Source organism: Lentzea albidocapillata subsp. violacea, from assembly GCF_900100275.1.
GTDB lineage: Bacteria > Actinomycetota > Actinomycetes > Mycobacteriales > Pseudonocardiaceae > Lentzea > Lentzea violacea.
This window is the reverse complement of the sequence record NZ_FNET01000026.1, coordinates 1-21,279: the sequence shown is the minus strand read 5'-3', so window position 1 is coordinate 21,279 and position 21,279 is coordinate 1. Positions and strand designations below refer to the sequence as shown.

20 protein-coding genes and 1 riboswitch are annotated in these 21,279 nt (G+C 70.2%); of the genes, 16 read left to right on the top strand and 4 right to left on the bottom strand.

Features of this window, described 5'->3' with window-relative positions; genetic code table 11:
• Positions 1-20 precede the first annotated feature (20 nt).
• Positions 21-917, bottom strand: a complete 897-nt coding sequence (locus tag BLR21_RS36080) for an alpha/beta hydrolase (RefSeq protein WP_218131071.1) — start codon at positions 915-917, stop codon at positions 21-23.
• A 69-nt stretch (positions 918-986) separates the two neighbouring features.
• Between BLR21_RS36080 and BLR21_RS36075 the strand changes: the two genes are divergently transcribed.
• On the top strand, positions 987-2,009 hold the full coding sequence (locus BLR21_RS36075; RefSeq protein ID WP_090013664.1) for a M48 family metallopeptidase: 1,023 nt from the start codon (positions 987-989) through the stop codon (positions 2,007-2,009).
• Between the two features lie 15 nt (positions 2,010-2,024).
• Entirely contained in the window at positions 2,025-2,792 is a 768-nt protein-coding gene (locus BLR21_RS36070; protein WP_090013662.1) for a S1 family peptidase, read from the top strand.
• On the opposite strand, the gene BLR21_RS36065 is transcribed toward BLR21_RS36070, so the two are convergent.
• Entirely contained in the window at positions 2,789-3,424 is a 636-nt protein-coding gene (locus BLR21_RS36065) for a LysE family translocator (RefSeq protein WP_256335160.1), read from the bottom strand. The genes BLR21_RS36070 and BLR21_RS36065 overlap by 4 nt on opposite strands.
• A 121-nt stretch (positions 3,425-3,545) precedes the next feature.
• Between BLR21_RS36065 and BLR21_RS36060 the strand changes: the two genes are divergently transcribed.
• Entirely contained in the window at positions 3,546-4,280 is a 735-nt protein-coding gene (locus BLR21_RS36060; RefSeq protein ID WP_256335159.1) for a serine protease, read from the top strand.
• A 13-nt stretch (positions 4,281-4,293) separates the two neighbouring features.
• The gene (locus tag BLR21_RS36055; protein WP_030479587.1) at positions 4,294-4,752 is read left to right on the top strand and encodes a GNAT family N-acetyltransferase; all 459 of its coding nucleotides are present in this window, start codon (positions 4,294-4,296) and stop codon (positions 4,750-4,752) included.
• Here BLR21_RS36055 and BLR21_RS36050 read toward each other — a convergent pair.
• Positions 4,706-5,905 carry an 8-amino-7-oxononanoate synthase gene (locus BLR21_RS36050; protein WP_245816261.1) on the bottom strand — a complete coding sequence of 400 codons (1,200 nt, stop codon included), beginning with the start codon at positions 5,903-5,905 and terminating at the stop codon, positions 4,706-4,708. The genes BLR21_RS36055 and BLR21_RS36050 overlap by 47 nt on opposite strands.
• Positions 5,906-5,942: 37 nt before the next feature.
• On the opposite strand from BLR21_RS36050, the gene BLR21_RS36045 reads away from it, so the two are divergent.
• The 12 genes from BLR21_RS36045 to cobA all read left to right on the top strand — a co-directional run bounded on the left by BLR21_RS36045 (position 5,943) and on the right by cobA (position 19,686).
• Positions 5,943-7,004: a cytochrome P450 family protein gene (locus tag BLR21_RS36045; protein ID WP_218131070.1), complete on the top strand. Its 1,062-nt coding sequence runs from the start codon at positions 5,943-5,945 to the stop codon at positions 7,002-7,004.
• A gap of 79 nt (positions 7,005-7,083) precedes the next feature.
• Entirely contained in the window at positions 7,084-7,986 is a 903-nt protein-coding gene (locus BLR21_RS36040) for a threonine aldolase family protein (RefSeq protein WP_218131069.1), read from the top strand.
• Positions 7,987-8,001: 15 nt separating this feature from the next.
• Positions 8,002-8,147: riboswitch (cobalamin riboswitch) on the top strand.
• Between the two features lie 39 nt (positions 8,148-8,186).
• The gene (locus tag BLR21_RS36035; protein ID WP_090013651.1) at positions 8,187-10,091 is read left to right on the top strand and encodes a putative cobaltochelatase; all 1,905 of its coding nucleotides are present in this window, start codon (positions 8,187-8,189) and stop codon (positions 10,089-10,091) included.
• Positions 10,092-10,168: 77 nt separating this feature from the next.
• Positions 10,169-10,783 (top strand): cob(I)yrinic acid a,c-diamide adenosyltransferase, encoded by a 615-nt coding sequence (cobO, locus tag BLR21_RS36030; protein WP_090013648.1) that lies wholly within the window; start codon positions 10,169-10,171, stop codon positions 10,781-10,783.
• Positions 10,777-12,156, top strand: coding sequence for a cobyrinic acid a,c-diamide synthase CobB (locus BLR21_RS36025; protein WP_256335158.1), 1,380 nt, complete (start codon positions 10,777-10,779; stop codon positions 12,154-12,156). The genes cobO and BLR21_RS36025 overlap by 7 nt, the downstream gene beginning before the upstream one ends.
• A gap of 30 nt (positions 12,157-12,186) precedes the next feature.
• Complete coding sequence (locus tag BLR21_RS36020; RefSeq protein ID WP_090013645.1) at positions 12,187-13,215, top strand: cobalt-precorrin-4/precorrin-4 C(11)-methyltransferase; 1,029 nt, start codon at positions 12,187-12,189, stop codon at positions 13,213-13,215.
• A gap of 5 nt (positions 13,216-13,220) precedes the next feature.
• Positions 13,221-14,036 carry a hypothetical protein gene (locus BLR21_RS36015; protein WP_143028028.1) on the top strand — a complete coding sequence of 272 codons (816 nt, stop codon included), beginning with the start codon at positions 13,221-13,223 and terminating at the stop codon, positions 14,034-14,036.
• Complete coding sequence (locus BLR21_RS36010; RefSeq protein WP_090013640.1) at positions 14,033-15,289, top strand: cobalamin biosynthesis protein; 1,257 nt, start codon at positions 14,033-14,035, stop codon at positions 15,287-15,289. Before BLR21_RS36015 ends, BLR21_RS36010 begins: the two co-directional genes overlap by 4 nt.
• A 101-nt stretch (positions 15,290-15,390) precedes the next feature.
• A complete protein-coding gene (locus tag BLR21_RS36005) occupies positions 15,391-16,761 on the top strand; it encodes a M36 family metallopeptidase (protein ID WP_090013637.1) in 1,371 nt (456 codons plus the stop codon).
• A 123-nt stretch (positions 16,762-16,884) separates the two neighbouring features.
• Positions 16,885-17,661 carry a S1 family peptidase gene (locus tag BLR21_RS36000; RefSeq protein ID WP_090013634.1) on the top strand — a complete coding sequence of 259 codons (777 nt, stop codon included), beginning with the start codon at positions 16,885-16,887 and terminating at the stop codon, positions 17,659-17,661.
• Between the two features lie 51 nt (positions 17,662-17,712).
• On the top strand, positions 17,713-18,426 hold the full coding sequence (locus BLR21_RS35995) for a PIG-L deacetylase family protein (RefSeq protein WP_090013631.1): 714 nt from the start codon (positions 17,713-17,715) through the stop codon (positions 18,424-18,426).
• A gap of 51 nt (positions 18,427-18,477) precedes the next feature.
• A complete protein-coding gene (gene cobA / locus BLR21_RS35990) occupies positions 18,478-19,686 on the top strand; it encodes a uroporphyrinogen-III C-methyltransferase (protein WP_090013628.1) in 1,209 nt (402 codons plus the stop codon).
• 33 nt (positions 19,687-19,719) lie between these two features.
• Here the strand turns inward: cobA and BLR21_RS35985 are convergent, their stop codons facing one another.
• Positions 19,720-20,910 (bottom strand): MFS transporter, encoded by a 1,191-nt coding sequence (locus BLR21_RS35985; RefSeq protein WP_090013625.1) that lies wholly within the window; start codon positions 20,908-20,910, stop codon positions 19,720-19,722.
• Positions 20,911-21,279 lie beyond the last annotated feature (369 nt).

Sequence of the window (21,279 nt, the reverse complement as noted above, 5' to 3'; positions counted from 1 at the left end):
AACCTCGACCTACAACGAGGTCAAGCTGTTTTCAGGAACTCGTCGACCTCGGCGAGTGCCGCCGCACGCACTGGCTCAGGCGACAGGAACAGGTCGTGCATGCCGGCCTTGATCTCCACGACCCGGACCGATGATCCGATCTTCGGACCCCATTTGCGCATTCCCTCGACGTCGAGCACGGCGTCCGCCTTCGAGACGTCCTCGCTCCACTCCCGGGCGTTCAACATGCTCTTGTCGGAGTGCAGCACCAGCACCGGGACTCGCACGTCAAGTCCCTTGTGGACCTTCTCCTGCGCCACCAGCACGGCCCGGATCCATCCGGCCAGCACGGGGAAGCCCGCGAGCGGCTTCCACTTCAGGTCGAAGTCCCACTCGCCGTTGCGCGAGTTGTGGATCGCGGCACCGTACGCGTCGCCGAGGTTCGCGCGGATCTTCACCTTCGGCGCGAGCCCGCCGATCAGCTTCACGACCCGCCGCACCAACGGTGGCTCGACGACGTCCAGCCACGGGCTGTTGAGCACCAACGCGTCGATGAGCTCGCTGGAGCGTCGTTCGTGCGCCCACAACGACGTGGTGAGGCCACCTGTCGAGTGACCCATGAGGACCACCCGCGAGTGCTCTTCCCGAATGACGGCGATCGCCGCGTCGATCTCCTCGAAGTACACCGCCATGTCGGTCGTGTAGTTCGGCACCTCGCCGTCCCGCAGCGAACGGCCGTATCCGCGCAGGTCGACGGCGTAGAAGTCGTAACCCTGGGCGGTGAAGTGCTCGGCCACGTGCTCCTGGAAGAAGTAGTCCGCGAAACCGTGCACGTAGAGGATCGCGCCGCGGTCGTTGGCCGCGGCCCGGCGCCGGACCAGGGTCGCTGAGGCTCCGCCGCGCAACGGCAGAACCGTGGTGTCTTCGTCGCTGCTCACCGGGCCAGTTTGCAACGGTCCGGTGCCGATTCCCTGCAGGCTTGTCCGGATCGTGTCTAACCTGGGGGAGTGACGGGGGATATTGAGCAGTCATCGAGGGTGCGGTTCCCGGGTATCAGCCCACGCGCCTATGAGCATCCTGCCGACCGAGGCGCCCTCGCGGTGCTGAGGGCGGTGCCCGCCGTGGCACCGATCCTCAAGGCGGTCGCCGGGGCCTTCACCGAGCGGGGTGAGCGCCTGCTTCAGGTGGCGTCCTCCGTCCGGGTGGGTCCCAAGCAGTACCCGCAGCTCGACCGCATCCGCAACGAGGTGGCGGCGGCGTTCGACCTCGCCGAGGTGCCCGAGCTCTTCGTCGAGCGCAACTCGCAGGCGTACGGCTACACCTACGGCATCGACAAGCCGTTCATCGTGATCAGCACCGGCTCGGTCGACCTGCTCGACAACGAGTCGCTGCGCTTCCTGATCGGTCACGAGATGGGCCACGCGATGTCGGGCCACGCGCTGTACAACACGCTGCTGCGCCGGCTGATCGACCTGACCACGTCCTTCGCCTGGGTGCCGGCGGGCGCGATCGCGATGCGCGCGGTCATCGCTGCGTTGCGCGAGTGGCAGCGCAAGACCGAGCTCTCCTGCGACCGGGCGGGCCTGCTCGCCTGCCAGGACCCGCAGGCCGCGCTGCGCACGCACCTCGCGCTGGCGGGTGACCTGGGCGGTCAGGTCGACATCGCGTCGTTCCTCGCCCAGGCGAAGGAGTACGAGGAGGTCGAGGACATCCGCGACAGCCTCCTCAAGCTCCTGCACACCGAGCACCGCACGCACCCGCTGGTCGTGGTGCGGGCCGCCGAGCTGCAGCGCTGGTCGGCGAGCGAGGAGTACCGCGAGATCCTGACCGGCACGTACCCGCGCCGCGAGGACGACCGGCCGACGACCAACCTCACCGACGACATCAAGGGCGCCGCCCGGTCGTACAAGGAGTCCATGGGCAACTCCGCCGACCCGTTGATCAAGACGATCAACGACATCGGCGAGTCGGTCATGGGCGCGGCCGGAAAGCTCTGGAGCAAGGTTGCTCCGAACGGCCCAGCGCAATAGCTACCATCTGGAGTCATGAGACGACTCCTGGTGCTGGTTCTCTCCGCAATGCTCGCGTCGACGGGCACCGCCGCCGCCAACGAACAGGTCGTTGGCGGCGAGCGGGCGTCCATCCAGGCCAATCCGTGGGCCGTCTACCTGGTCGACGACCGCGGCACCCAGTTCTGCGGTGGCACGATCGTCGCACCGTCCAAGGTGCTCACCGCCGCCCACTGCGCGCTCGGCCGCTCGCCGAAGGACGTGCAGGTCGTCGCCGGTCGTGAGGACAAGCAGGACCGCAGGGCCGGGGTGACGGCCGCCGTCACCAAGATCTGGATCCACCAGCAGTACGTCTCGGCGGACGAGGGCGAGGACATCGCCGTCCTGACCCTGAAGGACGCGCTGCCGTACGAGCCGCTGCCCTTCGCCGAACTGTCCGATCGGGCGCTCTACCAGCCCGGCACGATGCTGCGCGCGCTCGGCTGGGGGCGCACGTCCGAGAACGGCAGGACGTCCCGCTTCCTCATGCAGGCCTCCGTGCCGGTGCTGCCGGACGAGTTCTGCGTGGACACCTACCCGCAGTTCGTGCAGGCGGACATGTTCTGCGCCGGCTACGAGGGCGGCAAGGTCGACACCTGCCAGGGCGACTCGGGCGGCCCGGTCGTGGTGGACGGCAAGCTCGTCGGCGTCACGTCATGGGGCGAGGGCTGTGCGCGCAGGAACAAGCCGGGTGTGTACGTCCGGATCTCCCGGTACGCCAGGGATCTGCACTCGGTCGTGGACGCTTCGCCGCTCGACCTCTAGAGCACGAGCCCGACGGACATCGTCAGGAAGACGGCGGCGCACACCGCGTCCAGCGCCGTCGTCACGCCGGGCCGCTTGAGCTTCCCGGCCACCCGCGACGCCGCCAGCACGATCATCAGCTCCCACACCGCCGCGAGTCCGAGGAACACGACGGCGAGCATCACGAGCTGCGGTGCCGGTTCACCCGATCCGATGAACTGTGGCAGGAACGCCAGCGAGAACAGGATCATCTTCGGGTTCGTGATGTTGGTCAGGAAGCCCTGCCGGAACGGCCGCGCGCTCATGACCTCCTCCGGGGTGTCCGCGGTGCGCCTGATGAGCCCGCGCGTGATGGAGATCGCCAGGTAGAGCAGGTAGCCGGCGCCGATCCAGCGCAGTGCCACGAGCACCATCGGGTACTGCGCGAGCAGCACTCCGAGGCCCGAGATGACCAGTGCGACCTGGACCGCCGCGGCCGTGTGGATGCCGCCCAGCGCGAGCAGGCCGGCGCGGGTGCCGGACCGCAGTGACGTGCGCAGCAGCAGGAACGCGTCCACGCCGGGGGTCACGATGACGACCGCGCACGCGATGAGAAAGGCCGGAACCTGGCCGAAGTCGAACAACACCGTACATACCCCCGTGATCTGCGCCACTGACCGCAAAATCTCCGGCCTAACGGGACACTAACATGAAAATCTCCGGTTTTGACGCCGTCCTAGCGTGATCGCTACGGTAGGTGACCGATCGTCCACCTGGCGCAACGAGGAGTGGTCCGTGAGGGGTAAGCGATTTGCCGTGCTGGTGGCGGTGATGGCCCTGGTCAGCGGTGCGACGTCCGCCGATGCGATCGTTGGGGGGACACCCGCGCGGGTGGCCGACACGCCGTGGGTTGTGGCGATCACCACCACGGACGGTCAGCTGATCTGCGGTGGCGCGCTCGTCGCCCCGGACAAGGTCATGACCGCCGCGCACTGCGTGACGCTCAAGGGCGTGTTCGGCAGGAACCAGCGTTCCGCCGAGCAGCTGCGCGTGGTCGCGGGTCGCACGGACCTCAGGAACAAGGGTGAGGGCATCGAGGCGGTGGTCGCGGGCGTGTGGCGCCACCCTGGGTACGTCGAGGTCACCAAGGGCGACGACGTGGCGGTCCTGACGCTGGCCCAGGCCCTGCCGTACCGGACGATCGCGCTCGGCGAGGCCGGTGCCGACGGCGTGGTGCTCGGCTGGGGCCGCACCGCCGAGAACACCCCGCCCGCCATGTCACTGCGCAAGGTGACGGTGCCGATCCTGTCCGACTCCGAGTGCCTGCTGAAGGAACCGGACTACCGGCCGGGCGCGATGCTGTGCGCCGGGCGCGGTGGCCGGGACGCCTGCACCGGCGACTCGGGCGGGCCGCTCGTGGTGCGCGGCAGGCTCGCGGGCGTCGTGTCGTTCGGTCGCGGCTGCGCCCGGCCTGATGAACCCGGTGTCTACACCCGGCTCGCGAACTACCGGCAGACGCTGGGCTTCTGATATCCACGACCAGGTGCGAACCACACAGTTTCCCGCCACCCTGCGCCGCCGGTGGGGGCTCGACCTGAGCCCCGCCCAGCTCTACGCGATCCTGCGACTGCGCCAGGACGTCTTCGTCGTGGAGCAGAACTGCGTCTACGCCGACGTGGACGGCCGTGATCTCGACCAGGGGACACGGCACTTCTGGCTGGAGACGGAGGGCACGCTCGATCCACTCGCCTACCTGCGGCTGGTCGAAGAACCCGACGGCACGTTCCGCGTCGGACGCGTCGCCACGGCACGCATGGCCCGCGGCCGCGGCTACAGCCGCCGGCTCATGCAGGCCGCGCTCGTGGACATCGGCACCACGCCGTCAGTGCTCGACGCGCAGACGTACGTCGCCGACTTCTACGCGTCGTTCGGGTTCGTCGCCGAGGGCACCGAGTTCATCGAGGACGGGATTCCACACCTGCGGATGCGGCGCTCTCCCTGATCACGCGCACCGCGCGCTCGATGTCGGCCTCGGTCAGATCGGCGCGCGCGGTGAGCCGCAGCCTGCTGATCTGGTCCGGCACCGACGGCGGTCGGAAGCAGCCGACGACGACGCCGCTCGTGCGGCAGGTCTCGGCCCACTGGAACGCCTGCTCCGGCGAGGGTGCCCGCACGCTCACGACGGCCGCGGTCGGCGTGCTGACCTGGAAACCGGCCTCCTTGAGGCGGTTGCTCAGGTCGTGCGCCACGGTCAGCGCCCGCTCGGGACGGTCCGGCTCCTCGCGCAGAATCTTGATCGCCGCCAGGGCCGCCGCCGCGCTGCTCGGCGCGAGACCGGTGTCGAAGATGAACGGGCGCGCGGTGTCGATCAGGTGCCTGATCACCCGGCTCGGGCCGAGGACCGCACCGCCCTGCGCGCCCAGCGACTTGCTCAGCGTCAGCGTGGTGATCACGTCCGGCGCCTTGATGATGCCCGCCGCGGCGACCGCGCCCCGGCCACCGGGCCCGACGACACCGAGGCCGTGCGCGTCGTCGACGACCAGCGCGGCGCCGGTCGCGCGGCACGCCTCGTGCAGTTCGTTGAGCGGGGCGATGTCGCCGTCCACGCTGAACACCGAGTCCGTGACGACGATCGCGCGCCGCTTGCCGCGGGTCTCCAGCGCGTGCCGGACCTTGCCGACGTCGCAGTGGTCCGTGACGACGACGTCGGCCTTCGACAGGCGCGTGCCGTCGATCAGCGAGGCGTGGATGTGCTGGTCGGCGACGATCGCCGTACCGGGGCCCGTCAGCGCCGTGACCGCGGCGAGGTTCGCCATGTACCCGCTGCTGAACACCAGCGCCGACTGCGAGCCGCAGAAGTTCGCGAGCTCGAACTCCAGCTCGGCGTGCAGCTCCGTCGAGCCCGTGACCAGGCGCGATCCGGTCGACCCTGAGCCCCACTTCAGCGTTGCGGCGGCCGCGGCACCCGCGACGCGCTTGTCCTTGGCGAGGCCGAGGTAGTCGTTGCTCGCGAGGTCGAGGTCCGTCGAGTTCGACGTGCGCGGCCGCAGCCGCCGGCTCAGACCGGCCTTGGCCCGCGCTTCGGAGCGGACGTCGATCCAGTCGAGCGTCGACTCACCACCAGTGGAGATCGCCTCGGTTGTGCTCACGGTCACCGCCTGAGTCTCCCATTCGCCCGCTAGCGTGCCGCTCGTGGACCTGTTCACCTTCACGCGCGCCGAACTCACCTCGCCGGTGCAGTTCATCGGCGGACGCTGGGTGGTGTCGGCCTACGACGACGTGCGCGCCGTGCTGGCCGACCCGGTCACCTTCCTGCCCGACAACGCGCTGACCGCCGTCACCCCGGTGGCTCCGGCCGCCCTGCGCGCCCTGGTGCGGGCCCGCTTCTCGTTGCCGCCGACGCTCGCGAACAACGGGTCCTCGTCGCACGCCGACCTGCGGCGGCTCGTGGCCTCGTTCTTCACGCCGGCTCGTGTCGCCGCTGCGGAGCCTCGCATCCGGTGCCTGGTTTCGGAACGCCTTGGTGGCGCGGATCTCGTGCGCTCGCTCGCCTGGGACCTGCCCGCGATCGTGCTGATGGACCTGCTGGGGCTGCCGAACGTCGACATCCCGACGCTGAAGCGCTGGAGCACCGGCTCGCTGGAGTTCTTCTGGGGCGACATCACCCGCGAACGGCAGATGGAACTGGTCGACGACGTCGGCGACTTCCACCAGTGGCTGATCAAGCGCTACCACGCGCGCGACGGCGAGCTGTTCTGCGCGCTGGCCGACGCCGGAGTGTCCGCCGAGGACTCCGCTGGCCTCTGCTACTTCCTGCTGATCGCGGGCCAGGAGACGACGACTCAGCTGCTGTCCACGGCGTTGCGCCGGGCGTTGCAGGATCGCTCGCTGTGGGCGCGCCTGCCCGAACCCGGCGTGGCCGAGTCGTTCGTCGAGGACGTGCTGCGGACCGAGACGCCCGTGGTGACGTGGCGGCGGCTGACCGCGCGTGAGGTCGTGCTGTCCGGTGTGCGCGTGCCTGCCGGTGCGGAGCTCGTGTTGTTGTTGAGCGGTAAGGAAACCGACCCTCGGCATCTCGCGTTCGGCTATGGCCGGCACTTCTGCCTCGGGGCGGGGCTGGCCCGGCTGGAGGCCGCCGTGACGTTGCGGACCGTCGCCGAGCACGAGCCGTCGTTGCGCCTGGCAGGTCCGGAGCCGGAGTGGCTGAACCTGCTGTCGTTCCGCGCGCCGAAGTCGGTGGCAGTGACTCGCTGACCTGAGGTTTGATGCCCGGGTGTTGAACCGTCAGCTCTCCGGAGTCAGGAAGCGAACCCTCCTAGAGGAACTCGGCCCCGTGCCGGACGTCGAGCCCGACCGCTACGGCGACGGCGGCCCGGTGGAGGCGCTGGAGACCCGGGTGGCCGGGCTCCTGGGCACCGAAGCCGCGCTGTTCGTGCCGACCGGGACCATGGCGCAGCAGATCGCCCTCAAGTGCTGGGCCGACCGCACGCACAACCCGATCGTCGCGATGCACCCACAGGCGCATCCGCTCAACCACGAGGACGACGCGCTGACCGTGCTGTCCGGTCTGCGCCCGATCAAGGTGCCGAACGCCGAGGTCGCCACCTGCCCGGAGCCGTACGGGACGCTGCTGCTGGAGGTGCCGGACCGGGAGGCCGGGTTCGTCCTGCCGACCTGGGACGAGCTGACCACGCTGGTCGGCCAGGCACGGGAACGGGACGCGATCGTGCACCTCGACGGCGCGCGGCTGTGGGAGAGCACGTTCGGCCTGGGCAAGCCGCTGGAGGAGATCGCCGGCCTGTTCGACTCGGTGTACGTGTCGTTCTACAAGTCGCTGGAGGGCATGTCGGGCGCGGCGCTGGCCGGTACCCGGGACTTCGTCGACCAGGCACGGGTCTGGCGGCACCGGTACGGCGGCATGCTGTTCCAGCAGTGGCCCGCGGCACTCTCCGCGATGCACGGCCTGGACACGGTGCTGCCCCGGCTGGGCGCCCAGGTGCGGCACGCCAAGGTCGTGGCGGAGGCGATGGGACTGCCCGAGCCGCACACCCACCAGTTCGCGCTGCACCTGCCGGGTGACCCGGCGCGGCTCAAGGAGCTGAGCGGGAAGTTCCTCGGCGGGTTCTGGCGGGACGGGACGCTCGCGAAGACCGAGATCACCATCGCCGAGCCCGCGCTGGAGTGGACGGCGGACGAGGTCCGGGAGGCCTGGGCGGAGTTCCAGAGCGTGATCTAGGGCGACGTCGCTCACCTGGCTGTTGGACCCGGCGGTGCGAAGTGCGACGATGCCGGGGCTGTGAGGGGAGTGCGAGGAAGCCGGTGCGAATCCGGCGCCGTCCCGCGACTGTGACCGACCTGGGTCGGGAGTCAGGAACTCGCCCCCCTCTTCACCCACCGACCGCGGGCGTGGACACCCGAGGAAGGACTTCGCCGAGCATGTTCCCCTTTTCGGCTGTCGTCGGACATGACGATCTCCGCGTTGCCCTGCTGCTGAACGCCGTGCACCCCGGCATCGGCGGCGTTCTCGTCCGCGGTGAGAAGGGGACCGCGAAGTCGACCATCGTGCGTGCCCTCGCCGCGCTGCTGCCCGACCTCGATGTGTCCAGGGGCTGCCGCTTCGGCTGCGCACCCGGCACCACCGACTGCCCCGACGCGCCGCACGAAGGCATCGAACGGCGGCCGGCCCGGCTCGTGGAACTGCCCGTCGGTGCCACCGAGGACCGGCTGGTCGGATCGCTCGACCTGGAGAAGGCGCTGACCGAGGGCGTGCGGGCGTTCCAGCCCGGCCTGCTGGCCGCGGCGCACCGGGGCGTGCTCTACGTCGACGAGGTCAACCTGCTGCACGACCACCTGGTCGACCTGCTGCTGGACGCCGCCGCGATGGGCCGCGCGCACGTCGAGCGCGAGGGCGTCTCGGTCTCGCACCCGTCCCAGTTCCTGCTGGTCGGCACCATGAACCCCGAGGAGGGCGAGCTGCGCCCGCAGCTGCTCGACCGGTTCGGGCTGACCGTGGCGGTGAAGGCCGCGCGGGACGTCGCCGTGCGCACCGAGGTCATCCGGCGGCGGCTCGCCTACGAGGCCGACCCCGTCACGTTCGCGGCGAAGTGGGCCGGGCAGGACGCCGAGCTCAAGCAGCAGATCACCGACGCGCGCTCGAAGCTGGCGGAAGTGTCCCTTCCGGACAGCGAGCTGCGCCGGATCGCCGCCGTCTGCGCCGCTTTCGAGGTCGACGGCATGCGCGCGGACCTCGTCGTCGCCCGTGCCGCCACCGCCCACGCGGCGTGGCGCGGCGCCACCGAGGTCGAGGAGACCGACATCGAGACCGCGGTCCGGCTCGCGTTGCCGCACCGGCGCCGCCGCGACCCGTTCGACGAGCCCGGCATCGAGGAGCAGCAGCTCGAGGACGCGATGCGGCAGGCGGCCGAGCACGCGGAGGAGCCGCCGGAGGGCCCGGACGACGACGGCCCCGGCGGCGGTGAGCTGCCCGAGCCGCAGGAAGGCCCCAAGGGCAACGGGAACGCGCCCAGCGACCGTCCGGCACCGGAGCCCGCGCCCGCGTTCAAGGCACGGCTGCTGGAGGTTCCCGGAGTCGGCGAAGGCGCGCCCGGCAAGCGTTCCAGGGCCCGCGCCCGCACCGGACGGATCGTCCGTTCGTCCAAAGTGGACGGCAGTGGTCTGCACCTGGTCGACACGCTCACGAACGCGGCGCCGCACCAGGCAGCGCGGGGCCGCAGCGGTCCCGGGCTGCTGCTCACAGCCGCCGACCTGCGCAAGGCGGTTCGGGAGGGCAAGGAGTCGAACCTCGTCCTGTTCGTCGTCGACGCCTCGGGCTCGATGGCCGCGCAGAAGCGGATGTCGGCCGTCAGCGGCGCGGTGATCTCGTTGCTGCGCGATGCCTACCAGCGCCGCGACAAGGTCGGCGTGGTGACGTTCCGCGGCACTCAGGCCGAGCTCGCGCTGCCCCCGACGACGTCCGTCGACGCGGCGGCCACGCGCCTGAAGAAGATGCGCACCGGCGGCCGGACGCCGCTCGCCGACGGCCTGCTGAAGGCCCACCGCGTCCTGGAGATCGAACGGATGCGCGACCCGCGCAAGCGCCCGCTCGTCGTGCTGCTGACGGACGGCCGCGCGACGTCGTCCGGCCTGGGCGGCGACCCGACGAAGGACGCGTTGAAGGCCGCCGGACTGCTCGAGAAGACCGCCGTGGTGGTCGTGGACTGCGAACAGGGCCACGTCCGCCTCGGCCTCGCCCAGAAGATCGCCGACGCGCTGCAGGGCACCTGCGTCAAGCTCGACCAGCTCAGCGCCGACCACCTCGCCGGCGTCGTCCGGGCCGCGTGAGTTCGCGCCGGACGACCAGCTTCCCGGCGAACTCACCGGAGTCTGCGGAGCAGCGACCAACGAGCAAGGAGAACCCAGTGCCTCAAGGACAACCCACCGAGGTGCCGAAGGACGGCCTGACCACGCGCCAGCGCCGGAACAGGCCGTTGCTGATGCTGCACACCGGTGAGATGAAGGGGAAGTCGACGGCGGCGTTCGGCATGGCGCTGCGCGGCTGGAACCAGGGCTGGGACATCGGCGTGTTCCAGTTCGTGAAGTCGGCCAAGTGGAAGGTGGGCGAGGAGTCCGCGTTCAAGGCGCTCGGCCGGCTGCACGACGAGACCGGCGAGGGCGGCGCGGTCGAGTGGCACAAGATGGGCGAGGGCTGGTCCTGGACCCGCAAGCAGGGCACCGAGGACGACCACGCCACGGCCGCGCTCGAAGGCTGGCACGAGATCCAGCGCAGGATCAACACCGAACGCCACGGCTTCTACGTGCTCGACGAGTTCACGTACCCGCTGCACTGGGGCTGGATCAACGTCGACGAGGTGGTGGAGACCCTGGCGAACCGGCCTGGCCACCAGCACGTCGTGATCACCGGCCGGTACGCGCCGCAGAAGCTCATCGACGCCGCCGACCTCGTGGTGGAGATGACCAAGGTCAAGCACCCGATGGACGCCGGGCAGAAGGGCCAGCGGGGGATCGAGTGGTGACCAGGCTCGTCGTCGCCGCCCCGGCCTCGGGCAGCGGCAAGACCACCGTCGCGACGGGCCTGATGGCCGCGTTGCGCGCGGCCGGGTCGCGGGTCGCGCCGTTCAAGGTGGGACCCGACTACATCGACCCCGGCTACCACTCGCTGGCGACCGGGAGACCGGGTCGCAACCTCGACCCGGTCATGGTCGGCGAGCACCGGATCCCCGCGTTGTTCGCGCACGGCTCCAAGGGCTGTGACATCGCCGTGGTCGAGGGCGTGATGGGGCTGTTCGACGGCCGCATCGACACCGCCGGCATCGGCTCGACGGCGCACGTCGCCAAGCTGCTCAACGCCCCCGTGCTGTTCGTCGTGGACGCCCGCGGGCAGAGCCGGTCGCTCGCCGCGCTGCTGCACGGGTTCCGCGGCTACGACCCGACGGTCCGGCTCGGCGGCGTGATCCTCAACCAGGTCGGGTCGGAACGGCACGAGCAGGTGCTGCGGTCGGCGTGCGACGAGGTCGGCCTCGACGTGCTCGGCGTGCTGCCGCGCGATCCGCAGTTTTCCTTGCCCTCACGGCACTTGGGGCTCGTGACGGCGGCGGAGCACGGGCCGGAGGCCGTGGCCGCGGTGGACGCGATCGCCGCCGCGGTGGCCAAGCACGTCGACCTCGACGCGGTGCGCAGGCTGGCGTCGTCGGTGCCCACGATGGCGGTCTCTGGGTGGGAACCGCAGGTCGAGCGCGTCGAGGACGAGCCGGTGGTCGCGATCGCGGGGGGAGCGGCCTTCACGTTCGGCTACGCCGAGCACGTCGAGGTGCTGAGGGCGGCGGGCGCGGCCGTGGCCGTGGTCGACCCGCTGCACGACGAGGATCTTCCGGAGGGCACGGCGGGACTTGTCCTCCCGGGCGGATTTCCGGAGCAGCACGCGGAAGCGCTGTCGGCCAACGTGAAGTTGCGGGAGGCGGTGGCCCGGTTCGCTCGATCGGGCGCGCCGGTCCACGCCGAGTGCGGAGGGTTGCTGTACCTCGCGAGATCACTCGACGGGCACCCGATGTGCGGCGTGCTCGACGCCGAGGGGTTCATGACCCCGAAGTTGATCCTGGGTTATCGCGACGCGGTGGCGTCCACCAGTTCACCGCTGCACCCACCGGGCAGCCGCGTGACCGGCCACGAGTTCCACCGGACCCAGCTGTCCACACCGCACTCGATCCCGCCCGCCTGGCAGTGGCGCGGTGTCGACTCACGGCCGGTCGCCGAAGGTTTCGTGGTGGGCGGCGTGCACGCGTCGTACCTCCACACGCACCCGGCCGGTGATCCGGAGGCGGTGGCCCGTTTCGTGCGGGCCTGCCACCCGTTCGTGGCAGGAGTGGCAGACGGTACGGTCATCGCCTAAGTCTCTCCCCAAACCCCCTGTGGAGCTGTCGTGACGACGACCGGTCGGGTCTCCTTCGTCGGCGCCGGTCCCGGTGCCGCCGACCTCATCACTCTCCGAGGCGCTCGCCGCGTCGCGGAAGCCGACGTGGTCGTCTGGGCCCCCAGCGTGGTGGACGCCGAGTGCGTCCGCGAGCACGCCCGCGCCGACGCCGAGCTGGTCGACTTCTCGCGCGTCACGCCCGAGGAGATCACCGACGTGTACCGCCGTGCCGCCGCGGCGCGCCAGGTCGTCGTGCGCCTGCACTCGGGCGACGCGGCGACCGGTGGTGGCGTTCAGGAGCAGCACGACCTGTGCGTGCGTCTCGGTCTTGAGGTCGAGGTCGTGCCGGGCGTGTCCGTCGTCGCCGCGGCGGCCGCCAAGATCGGCCGGGAGCTCACGCTGACCGAGGCGTCCTCCACGGTGCTGATCTCGCCGGAGAGCAGCGAGCTCGTGAGTGAGTTCGCCGCGCTGCAGACCACGATGGCCGCCACGGTCTCGGGCGCGCGCACCGGCCAGTTCGTGGAGAAGCTCCTGCAGGGCGGGTACTCCGAGGCCACGCCGGTCGTCGTCGCGTACAAGGTGAGCCAGGCCGACGAGCTGGTCGTGCACACCACGATCGGTGAGCTGGAGTCGGTCGTGAAGCAGCACAAGCTGTACCGCCCGACGTTGTTCCTCGTCGGTGCCGCCGTGAAGGCGCCCACGCGTCGTGTCTCGGCGACGGCCACGACCTCGGTGGACGAACCGCTGCGCGCCGCCCGCCCGACCCGCTGGTCGCGCCGTGCCGCCTCGCGCATCGCGACGCGCACGGACGAGCCGATCCCCGCTGCCGCTCCCGCCGCGCCCGCGGCCGAGCCGAACCCGGCGTGGACGGCGGTCGAGGAAATACAGCAGTCCGTGCGCAGGCCCGCCGAGGAGCCCGCGCCGAAGCCGAAGCTGACGGTGGTCGCGGCGGAGATGCCGAAGCCGCCGACCGTCAACGCCTCGACGGCCACGCCGAGGAAGAAGCCGGTCCGCAAGCCCAAGCGGTCCGCTAACTGATGCCGGTGGAGAAGCTGCGGGAGGCAGCGGGCCGTCCCGTCGAGATCGTCGACGCCGAGGACGGCCTGCGCCCCGCGCTGAACGTGTGCCGCGCCCACTCCGCCGTGATCGTCAGGCTCGCCGAGGGCATCGGCCCGGCCGAGATCGGTGCGGGCCTCGCGGGCTGGCGCCGCACGCTGACGGTGCAGGACGGCGACGAGCTGATCGCCGTGGACCCGCGCGACGCGGTGACGCGCCGCTGGGGCGCCCCGGACGCCGTGTTGTGCCTGGCGGACAGCGAGTTCCTCCGCTCGAACGACGGCTGGGCACTCCCGGACGACGCCTACGGGAGCCGCACCCACGTGCTCGGTGCCGAGGTGCGCGCGTTCGTGCTGGCCCGCCTCGCCCCGCGCCCCGGCGTGCTGGTGTGGGACGTGCTCGCGGGTTCCGGCGCGGTCGGCGTGGAGTGCGCCCGGCTGGGTGCCGCGGTGATCGCGGTCGAGCCGGACCCCGTGCAGTGCGTGCGGATCATCGCGAACGCCTCCGCGCACGGCGTCGACGTCCGCGTCGAGGAGGCCGAGCTGGACGCGCCTTCGTTGCCACGCCCGGATTCGGTGTTCGTCGGCCGGGGTGAGCTGAGCGCGGTCAAGGCCTCGGCCGCGGTGTCGGCCCGTCGGATCGTGGTCGCGACCGAGAGTGTCGACGAGATCGTGCCCGCGCGCGACGCGTTGCAGGCCGCCGGGTACGAGGTGGAGGGCGTGCACTGGACCGCCTCGCGCCTGCTGGACTCGGGATTCGCTCCGGCGACCCCGGTGACCTTGTTGTGGGGAAACAAGAAGTGATCGGAGTGTTCGCCGGCCCGGCGCAGCGCGGTGACGCCGCTGACCTGGCCGGGTTTCTCGGTGCCGATGCCGTCGTCCCCGACGGACCGGTCAAGCCCGCCGTCCGCAGCCTCTGGCCCCGCCTGGGCGCCGTCGTGCTGTTCCTGGACGCGGGGTCCGCGGTCCGGCTGGTCGCGCCCCTGTTGCGGGACAAGGGATCCGACCCCGCCGTGGTGTGCGTGGACGAGCACTTCGTCGTCGCGCTGGCCGGTGACGCGGACGTGTTCACCCGCCACGTCGCCGACGTGCTGAACCGCACGGCCGTGGTGACGAGTGGTCCGATGGTCGACTCGATGCTGGACGAGCTGGTCGAGCAGCTCGACGCCACCGCGGTCGGTGACGTCGAGGGCTGCACCGCCGCCATCGAGGCGGGCGAGACGGTCGTGCTGCGCAACCCGTTGAACTTCCCGCTGCCCGCGTTGCCGCCCAACGTCGTCGCGGGTGGTGAGGACGCGACGTGGGTGATCGTCGTCGACGACCGCGCCGCCGCGGTGAAGGAGAACGTGTTGCGGATCGTGCCGCGCACGCTCGTCGTCGGGGTGGGGTCGACGCGCGGTGCGTCGGCCACGAGCGTCGGTGCCGCGCTGTCCGAGTTGGACGTTCAGGGCGGCCTGGACCTGCGTGCCATCAAGGCCTTCGCGACAGCGGACGTCAAGGCGGACGAACCCGGCATCGTGGACGCCGTGGAGGACTGGGGTTTCTGGCACGGCGACACGGCCGAGCTGCTGACGTTCCCGACCGGCGAGCTCGCCGAGATCGGGGTGCCGAACCCGAGTTCGGTGGTGCGCAACTCGATGGGCACCGCGAGCGTCGCGGAGGCGGCCGCGTTGCGTGGTGCGCGGAGCGTCGGGCACGGCGGCCCGATCGAGCTGGCGGCCGAGAAGTTCAAGCGGGACAACGTGACCGTGGCCGCGGCACGCGTGCTGCCGCGCGGCCGGCTCGCGTTGGTCGGGCTGGGGCCGGGCCCGGCCGAGCAGCGCACACCCCGTGCGGAGGCGGAGATCCGGCGCGCCGCGTTCGTGATCGGGTCGCCGGAGGCGATCGACTCCGTGCGCCCGCTGCTGCGCTCCGGCACCGAAGTCGGTCACGAGGGCGCGTCCGACCTGGCCGCTCGTGGTGCCGCGGTCGCGTTCGTCGCTTTCGGAACCGGTCCAACACTGGACAATCCGGTCGAAGCAGACGTAATTGTTGTTCCCGGAGTCTGGGAACGCTGATGTTTTTCCTTCTTTCGTAGGGTCTGCGCCGAAGTTTTCCGGATTAGCGTCGCCATGCACACGGCCCCACCCTGCTCGGGCCCGAAGCACTGGAGACCGGCATGAGAGCCCGTCGTCTCGTCGCTGTCGCCTGCACCGCCGGCGTCGCACTGTCCCTGCTGACGATCACCGCCCAGGCTGCCGCGCCCAAGGAAGGCCTGCGGCTGCTGACCGTTCGCGACTCGCTGACCGCCACGCACACCTGGTACGAGCAGACCTACGACGGAAAACCGGTGCTGGGCGCGTACTACGTCGAGCACGTGGACAAGGTGACCGGCGAGAAGACCGTGGACGACGGCCGGCTGACCGTCGGTTCGGTCGACGTCACGCCCGCGGTGTCCGCCGAGGACGCCAGGTCGAAGTCCGCAGGTGCGCCCGAAGGCGCGAGCCTGAAGGTGCTGCCCGGCACCGGGCTCGTCTACGAGGTGATCTCCGACAGCGGCAGGGGATCCGAGCGCACGCTGGTGCACGCGGAGTCCGGTGCCGTCGTCAGGACCGAGAGCCTGGTCAAGCACGCGGACGGCACCGGCAAGGTGTTCAGCCCGAACCCCGTGTCGTCGCAGCAGAACCAGAACCTGCAGGACGGCGACGACGCCGACTCGGCCGTGCCCGCCGCCGCGTACAGGTCGGTCACGCTGTCCGACCTGGACGGTTCCGGCTACCTCAGGGGCACCTACGCCCAGCTGACCGGTGCCAAGAGCAAGCTCGCGTACAACAGCGGCAACAAGTTCGAGTACACCCGCGCGAACGACCTCTTCGAGCAGGTCAACGCCTACTGGGGCGTGACGGAGTCGCAGAGGTACATCCAGAGCCTCGGGTTCAGGAACATCAACAACGAGTCGCAGAAGATCACCACGCTCGGCCTGAAAGAGGACAACTCGTTCTACGACCCGAACAAGGACCAGATCACGTTCGGCACGGGCGGGGTGGACGACGCCGAGGACGTCGAGGTGGTGTGGCACGAACTCGGCCACGCGATCCAGGACGCCCAGGTGCCCGGCTTCGGCTCCACCGTCGAGAGTGGCTCGATCGGTGAGGGCTTCGGCGACTGGTGGGCGTTGATCATGTCCGCCGCGGACGCCCAGGACACGGCCACGACCCCGTTGGCGTGCATCATGGACTGGGACGCCACGGCCTACACGACCGAGACGCCGCACTGCCTGCGTCGCACCGACACCGACCTGAAGTACGCCGACCGCAAGGGCCAGGTGCACTTCGACGGTCAGATCTGGTCGCGGGCGTTGTGGGACATCTACCAGAAGTTCGGTCGCGACAAGTCCGCGACGATCGTGCTGGAGGCGCAGTTCTCGTACTCGCCGTCGACCGACTTCAAGGCGGCCGCGGCGGCCACCGTCGCGGCGGCCGAGAAGCTGTACGGCGACGCGGACGCCGCATCTGTCCAGGCGGCTTTCACGGCGCGTGGCATCGGTTGAGTCAACAGTGAAGCCGGACATGACCGACTAATGGCGGTTATGCCGCCGATTCTTCGCCCGTGACGCTGTGTGTGCCGTGCTTCACACCCTGCATACACAGCGTTATAGGGAAGGACTGGCAACATGGCGAAAACCCTGCATCGCCTGATCGTGTCCGTCGTGGTGTCCGCTCTCGCGAGCATCTTCTTCGTCGCCCCCGCGGCCAACGCCGGCGACGTGTCGCCGATGATCGTCGGTGGCACGCGGGCAAGCACCGCGACGTACCCGTGGGTCGTCTACCTGGCGTCCACGTCCGGATCGCAGTTCTGCGGCGGAACGCTGGTGAAGGCCAACAAGGTCGTCACGGCCGCCCACTGCGTGTCCGGTCGTTCGGCCTCCAGCACGCGTGTCGTGCACGGACGTGACGACAAGCGAAGCACCGCGGGCACGGTCGTGAACGTCACCCGCATCTGGGTCCACCCGAGCTACCGCACCGCGACGTCCGGGTACGACGTCGCCGTGCTGACGCTGGACCGCAACCTCAACTCGGCCACGCTGCCGCTGGCCACGCCGCAGGACACCGCGCTCTACGCGGCGGGCAACTCGGCGTTGATCCTCGGCTGGGGCACCACCTCGTCCGGTGGTTCCGCCTCGCGCTACCTGCTCAAGGCGAACGTGCCACTGACCTCGGACGCGACCTGCAGGTCCGCGTACTCGCAGTACAGCAACACCTCCATGGTGTGCGCGGGCTTCCCGCAGGGTGGCACCGACACCTGCCAGGGCGACTCCGGTGGCCCGCTGGTCTTCGGTGGCAAGCTCATCGGTGACACCTCGTGGGGCCGCGGTTGTGCCGCCGCCGGCTACCCCGGCGTGTACGGCCGCATCGCGTCGTACTACTCCGCGATCACTGCCCAGCTCTGAGCCGTCGTTTGTCTGTTGCAGGGTGCGTGCTCCGGCGCGCACCCTGCACGCATGGCTGATCTGGAAGCTGTGCCCGAAGACTGGTCGAGCGCGCTGGTCGTCGTCGCTCACCCCGATGACATGGAGTACGGCGGTGCGGGCGCCATCGCGCGTTGGACCGCCCAAGGCAAGAACATCAAATACCTGCTCGCGTGCCGTGGTGAGAACGGCATCGACTCGATGGAACCGGCTGCCTGCGCGCCGTTGCGGGTCGAGGAGCAGATCGCGTCCTGTGCGGCCGTCGGCGTGACCGAGGTCGAGTTCCTGGACCACCCGGACGGCACCATCGAGTACGGCATCCCGTTGCGGCGCGACATCGCGGCCGCCATCCGCCGCCACCGCCCGGAGTTCGTGATCACCGGCAACTACCGCGAGACCTGGCCCGGCGGCGGTCTGAACATGGCGGACCACATTGCCGTCGGGCGCGCCGCCGTCGACGCGGTCAGGGACGCGGGCAACCGGTGGATCTTCCCGGAGCTCGGACTGGAGAAGTGGGAAGGCGTGAAGTACGTGGCGGCGGCGTCCTCGCCGTTGGCGACGCACGCCGTGGACATCACCGACTCGTTCGACGCTTCCGTGGCCTCTCTGCGCGCGCACAAGGCGTACCTGGAGGCGTTGAGCGGCGACATGGCCGACCCGGAGCCGTTCCTCCGTTCGATGGCAGAAGCCGTGGGGCAGCGCTTCGGAGGGGTGCTGGCCACCTCTTTCGAGCTGTTGTCCGTGTGACCATGTTCCCTTCGGCTGGACACGGCGTGTCCGGTGTGGATGCTTCTACGCATGCCCTTTGAACAGCACTACCTGGCCGGCCTCGACCTCCGGGGCCGGCGCGTCCTCGTGGTCGGCGGAGGCACGGTCGCGCAGCGCCGTCTACCTCGCCTGATCGCGTCCGGCGCCGTCGTCGAGCTCGTGTCGCCGTCCGTCACCCCCGCCGTGCAGGGCATGGTCGACGCGGGGGAGCTGACGTGGCACGAGAGGCGTTTCGAGGCCGGCGACGTCGAGGGCGCGTGGTACGTGGTGGCGTGCACGTCCAACGTCGAGGTGAACACGCAGATCGGTGAAGAAGCGCTCTCGCAGCGTGTGTTCTGCGTGCGCGCGGACATCGCAGTCGACGGCACGGCCGTCACTCCGGCCACAGGGATGCACGACGGCATGTTGATCGGTGTGCTGGCGGGTGGCGAGCACCGCCGCTCGGCCTCGGTGCGGGACGGCCTCGTGGCGGCGTTGCGCGACGGCCGCATCGCGGACCAGGCCACGCCGCCCGTCGGTGTGGCCCTGGTCGGTGGCGGTCCCGGCGACCCCGAACTGATCACCGTGCAGGGCAAGCGTTTGCTGGCTCACGCGGACGTGGTCGTCGCGGACCGTCTCGCCCCGCGTGAGCTCCTGGAGGAACTGCCCGCGCACGTCGAGGTCGTGGACGCGGCGAAGATCCCCTACGGCCGTGCGGCGACGCAGGAGTTCATCAACCAGACACTGATCGACCGCGCCAAGGAGGGCAAGTTCGTCGTCCGACTCAAGGGCGGCGACCCGTACGTCTTCGGACGCGGCTTCGAGGAACTACTGGCGTGCGCGGAGGCCGGCATCCCGGTGACCGTCGTGCCAGGCGTGACGTCGGCGTTCGGTGTGCCCGCATTGGCAGGTGTGCCGGTAACGCACCGAGGAGTGGCGCACGAGGTCGTCGTCGTCTCCGGCCACGTCGCGCCGGACGACCCGCGCTCTCTCGTCGACTGGTCCGCGATCGCACGCCTTCGTGGCACCGTCGTGCTGATGATGGCGGTCGAACGGGCCGGCGCGTTCGCTGCGGCGTTGATGGAAGGCCGTCCCGGCTCCACGCCGGTAGCCGTGATCCAGGAAGGCAGCACCGCGGCCCAGCGCGTCCACCGGTCCACTTTGGACACCCTGGGCGCGGACGTGAAGGCCTGGGAGGTTCGTCCGCCGGCGATCATCGTGGTGGGCCCGGTCGCAGGCCTTGCTTCCGCAAATAGTTAAGTTCCTTTGTGAAGCCGCCGGTGGACTCTGCATTCACGTCGCCTGAGTCCACCGGTTTTGGCACGTGGTCGACACCCGCACGTGCGCGCGCAGTGACTTCAGGCTGAGGAGTCCCACCGCGGTGCGGAGCGTCACTGCGACGTACCAGGGCGCCAGCAGCCCGAAGGAGTCCGCCGTCAGCCCGCCCAGCAGCGCGCCGACCGGCTGAACACCCCAGGTGACCAGCGTCTGCGCGCTGCTGACGCGGCCGAGCAGCTCCGTCGGCACCACACGCTGCCTGAAGCTCGACGTCGCCACACCCCACACCGCAGTGCAGAACGAACTCACCACCGCGAACGCCGCGACCGTGACGAGATCGTGGGCGAGCGTGGCGATTCCCAGCCACATCAACGGAATCAGCACCACAGTCGCCGTAACCGTGTTCCGGTACCTCGCGAGCAACCGTTCGGCGAGCAGCCCGCCCGCAACACCCCCACACGCGAGCGTGGCCAGAAAGGCGCCGAACCCCGCGCCGCTCAGCCCGAGCCGTTGCTGGGCGAACAACACCAGCGTCGCCATGGTCATAGCGATGCACAGGTTCGTAGTAGCCGACACGACCGTGATGGTCCTCAGCGCCTTGTGCTTCAACAGCCACCGCAAGCCTTCCCTGGCCTTAGGCCTGGCCGCAGGCACTTTGCGTTCCGTACGCATCCTGCTGACCAGCAACGCCGCGACGGCGAACGTCAGCGCGTTGACCCAGAACGGCGCAGGCACAGCGATCACGAACAGCAGCCCACCCAGCGGCGGCCCAACGAACTGCAACGCCACAGCCTGCGAAGCGAACAGCCTGCCGTTCGCGCGCTCCAGCAGATGGTTGTCCACAGTGGCCTTGATGAGCGGCTGCCCCACGGCCCGTGGCACGTTCTCGGCCGTGCCGATCAAAAAGGCCATGCCGTACAAAAACGCGATGTGCGCGCTGTGAAACACGGCAAGCAAGGCCATGAGCGCACACTGAACCCACAACGCCGCCAGCAGAAGGCGCCTGCCGTCGAACCGGTCAGCCGCCGCACCGGCCGGCAACGCGGCCAGCAACCAGGGCAGCGCGCCGAAGAAGCTGACGCCGGCGATCAGCTTCGGATCCTGCGTGATGGTCGTGGCGAGCAACGGAAGTGCCGCCAGGAAGATGCCGTCCCCCAGTGCCGAGATGGCGCTACCGCTCCACAACAGATACCAGTTCCGCCCCATGGGGCACCCTACGTGCCACAACCCAAACCAACCGCAGCCGAGGCCCCGCCCACCCAGGGGGCTGACCACCAACCTCCACTCAACCTAGCGACGATTCGCGCGTGTCAACCCACCGCTCACCGATCTGTGGACAACTCGCCGTCGGACATGGCAAAGGCTGCCTCGCCGAGGCGGGGAAATGGCGTTCGGCGGCGGTCGGGGGCAGCCGCCGCGGAGGCGTCGTTCGGCTGTCTGCGGTCGGCTTCGGGTTCGTGAACGGCGCGAAATCCACTCCGAGGTGGGAGGCGATCTTCGTGGTAGATCGAGGCAGCTGTTGCCGATCACTTGTGTGCGGCCGACTTCGGTCTCGTGGATGGCTGGAGCCGCCCC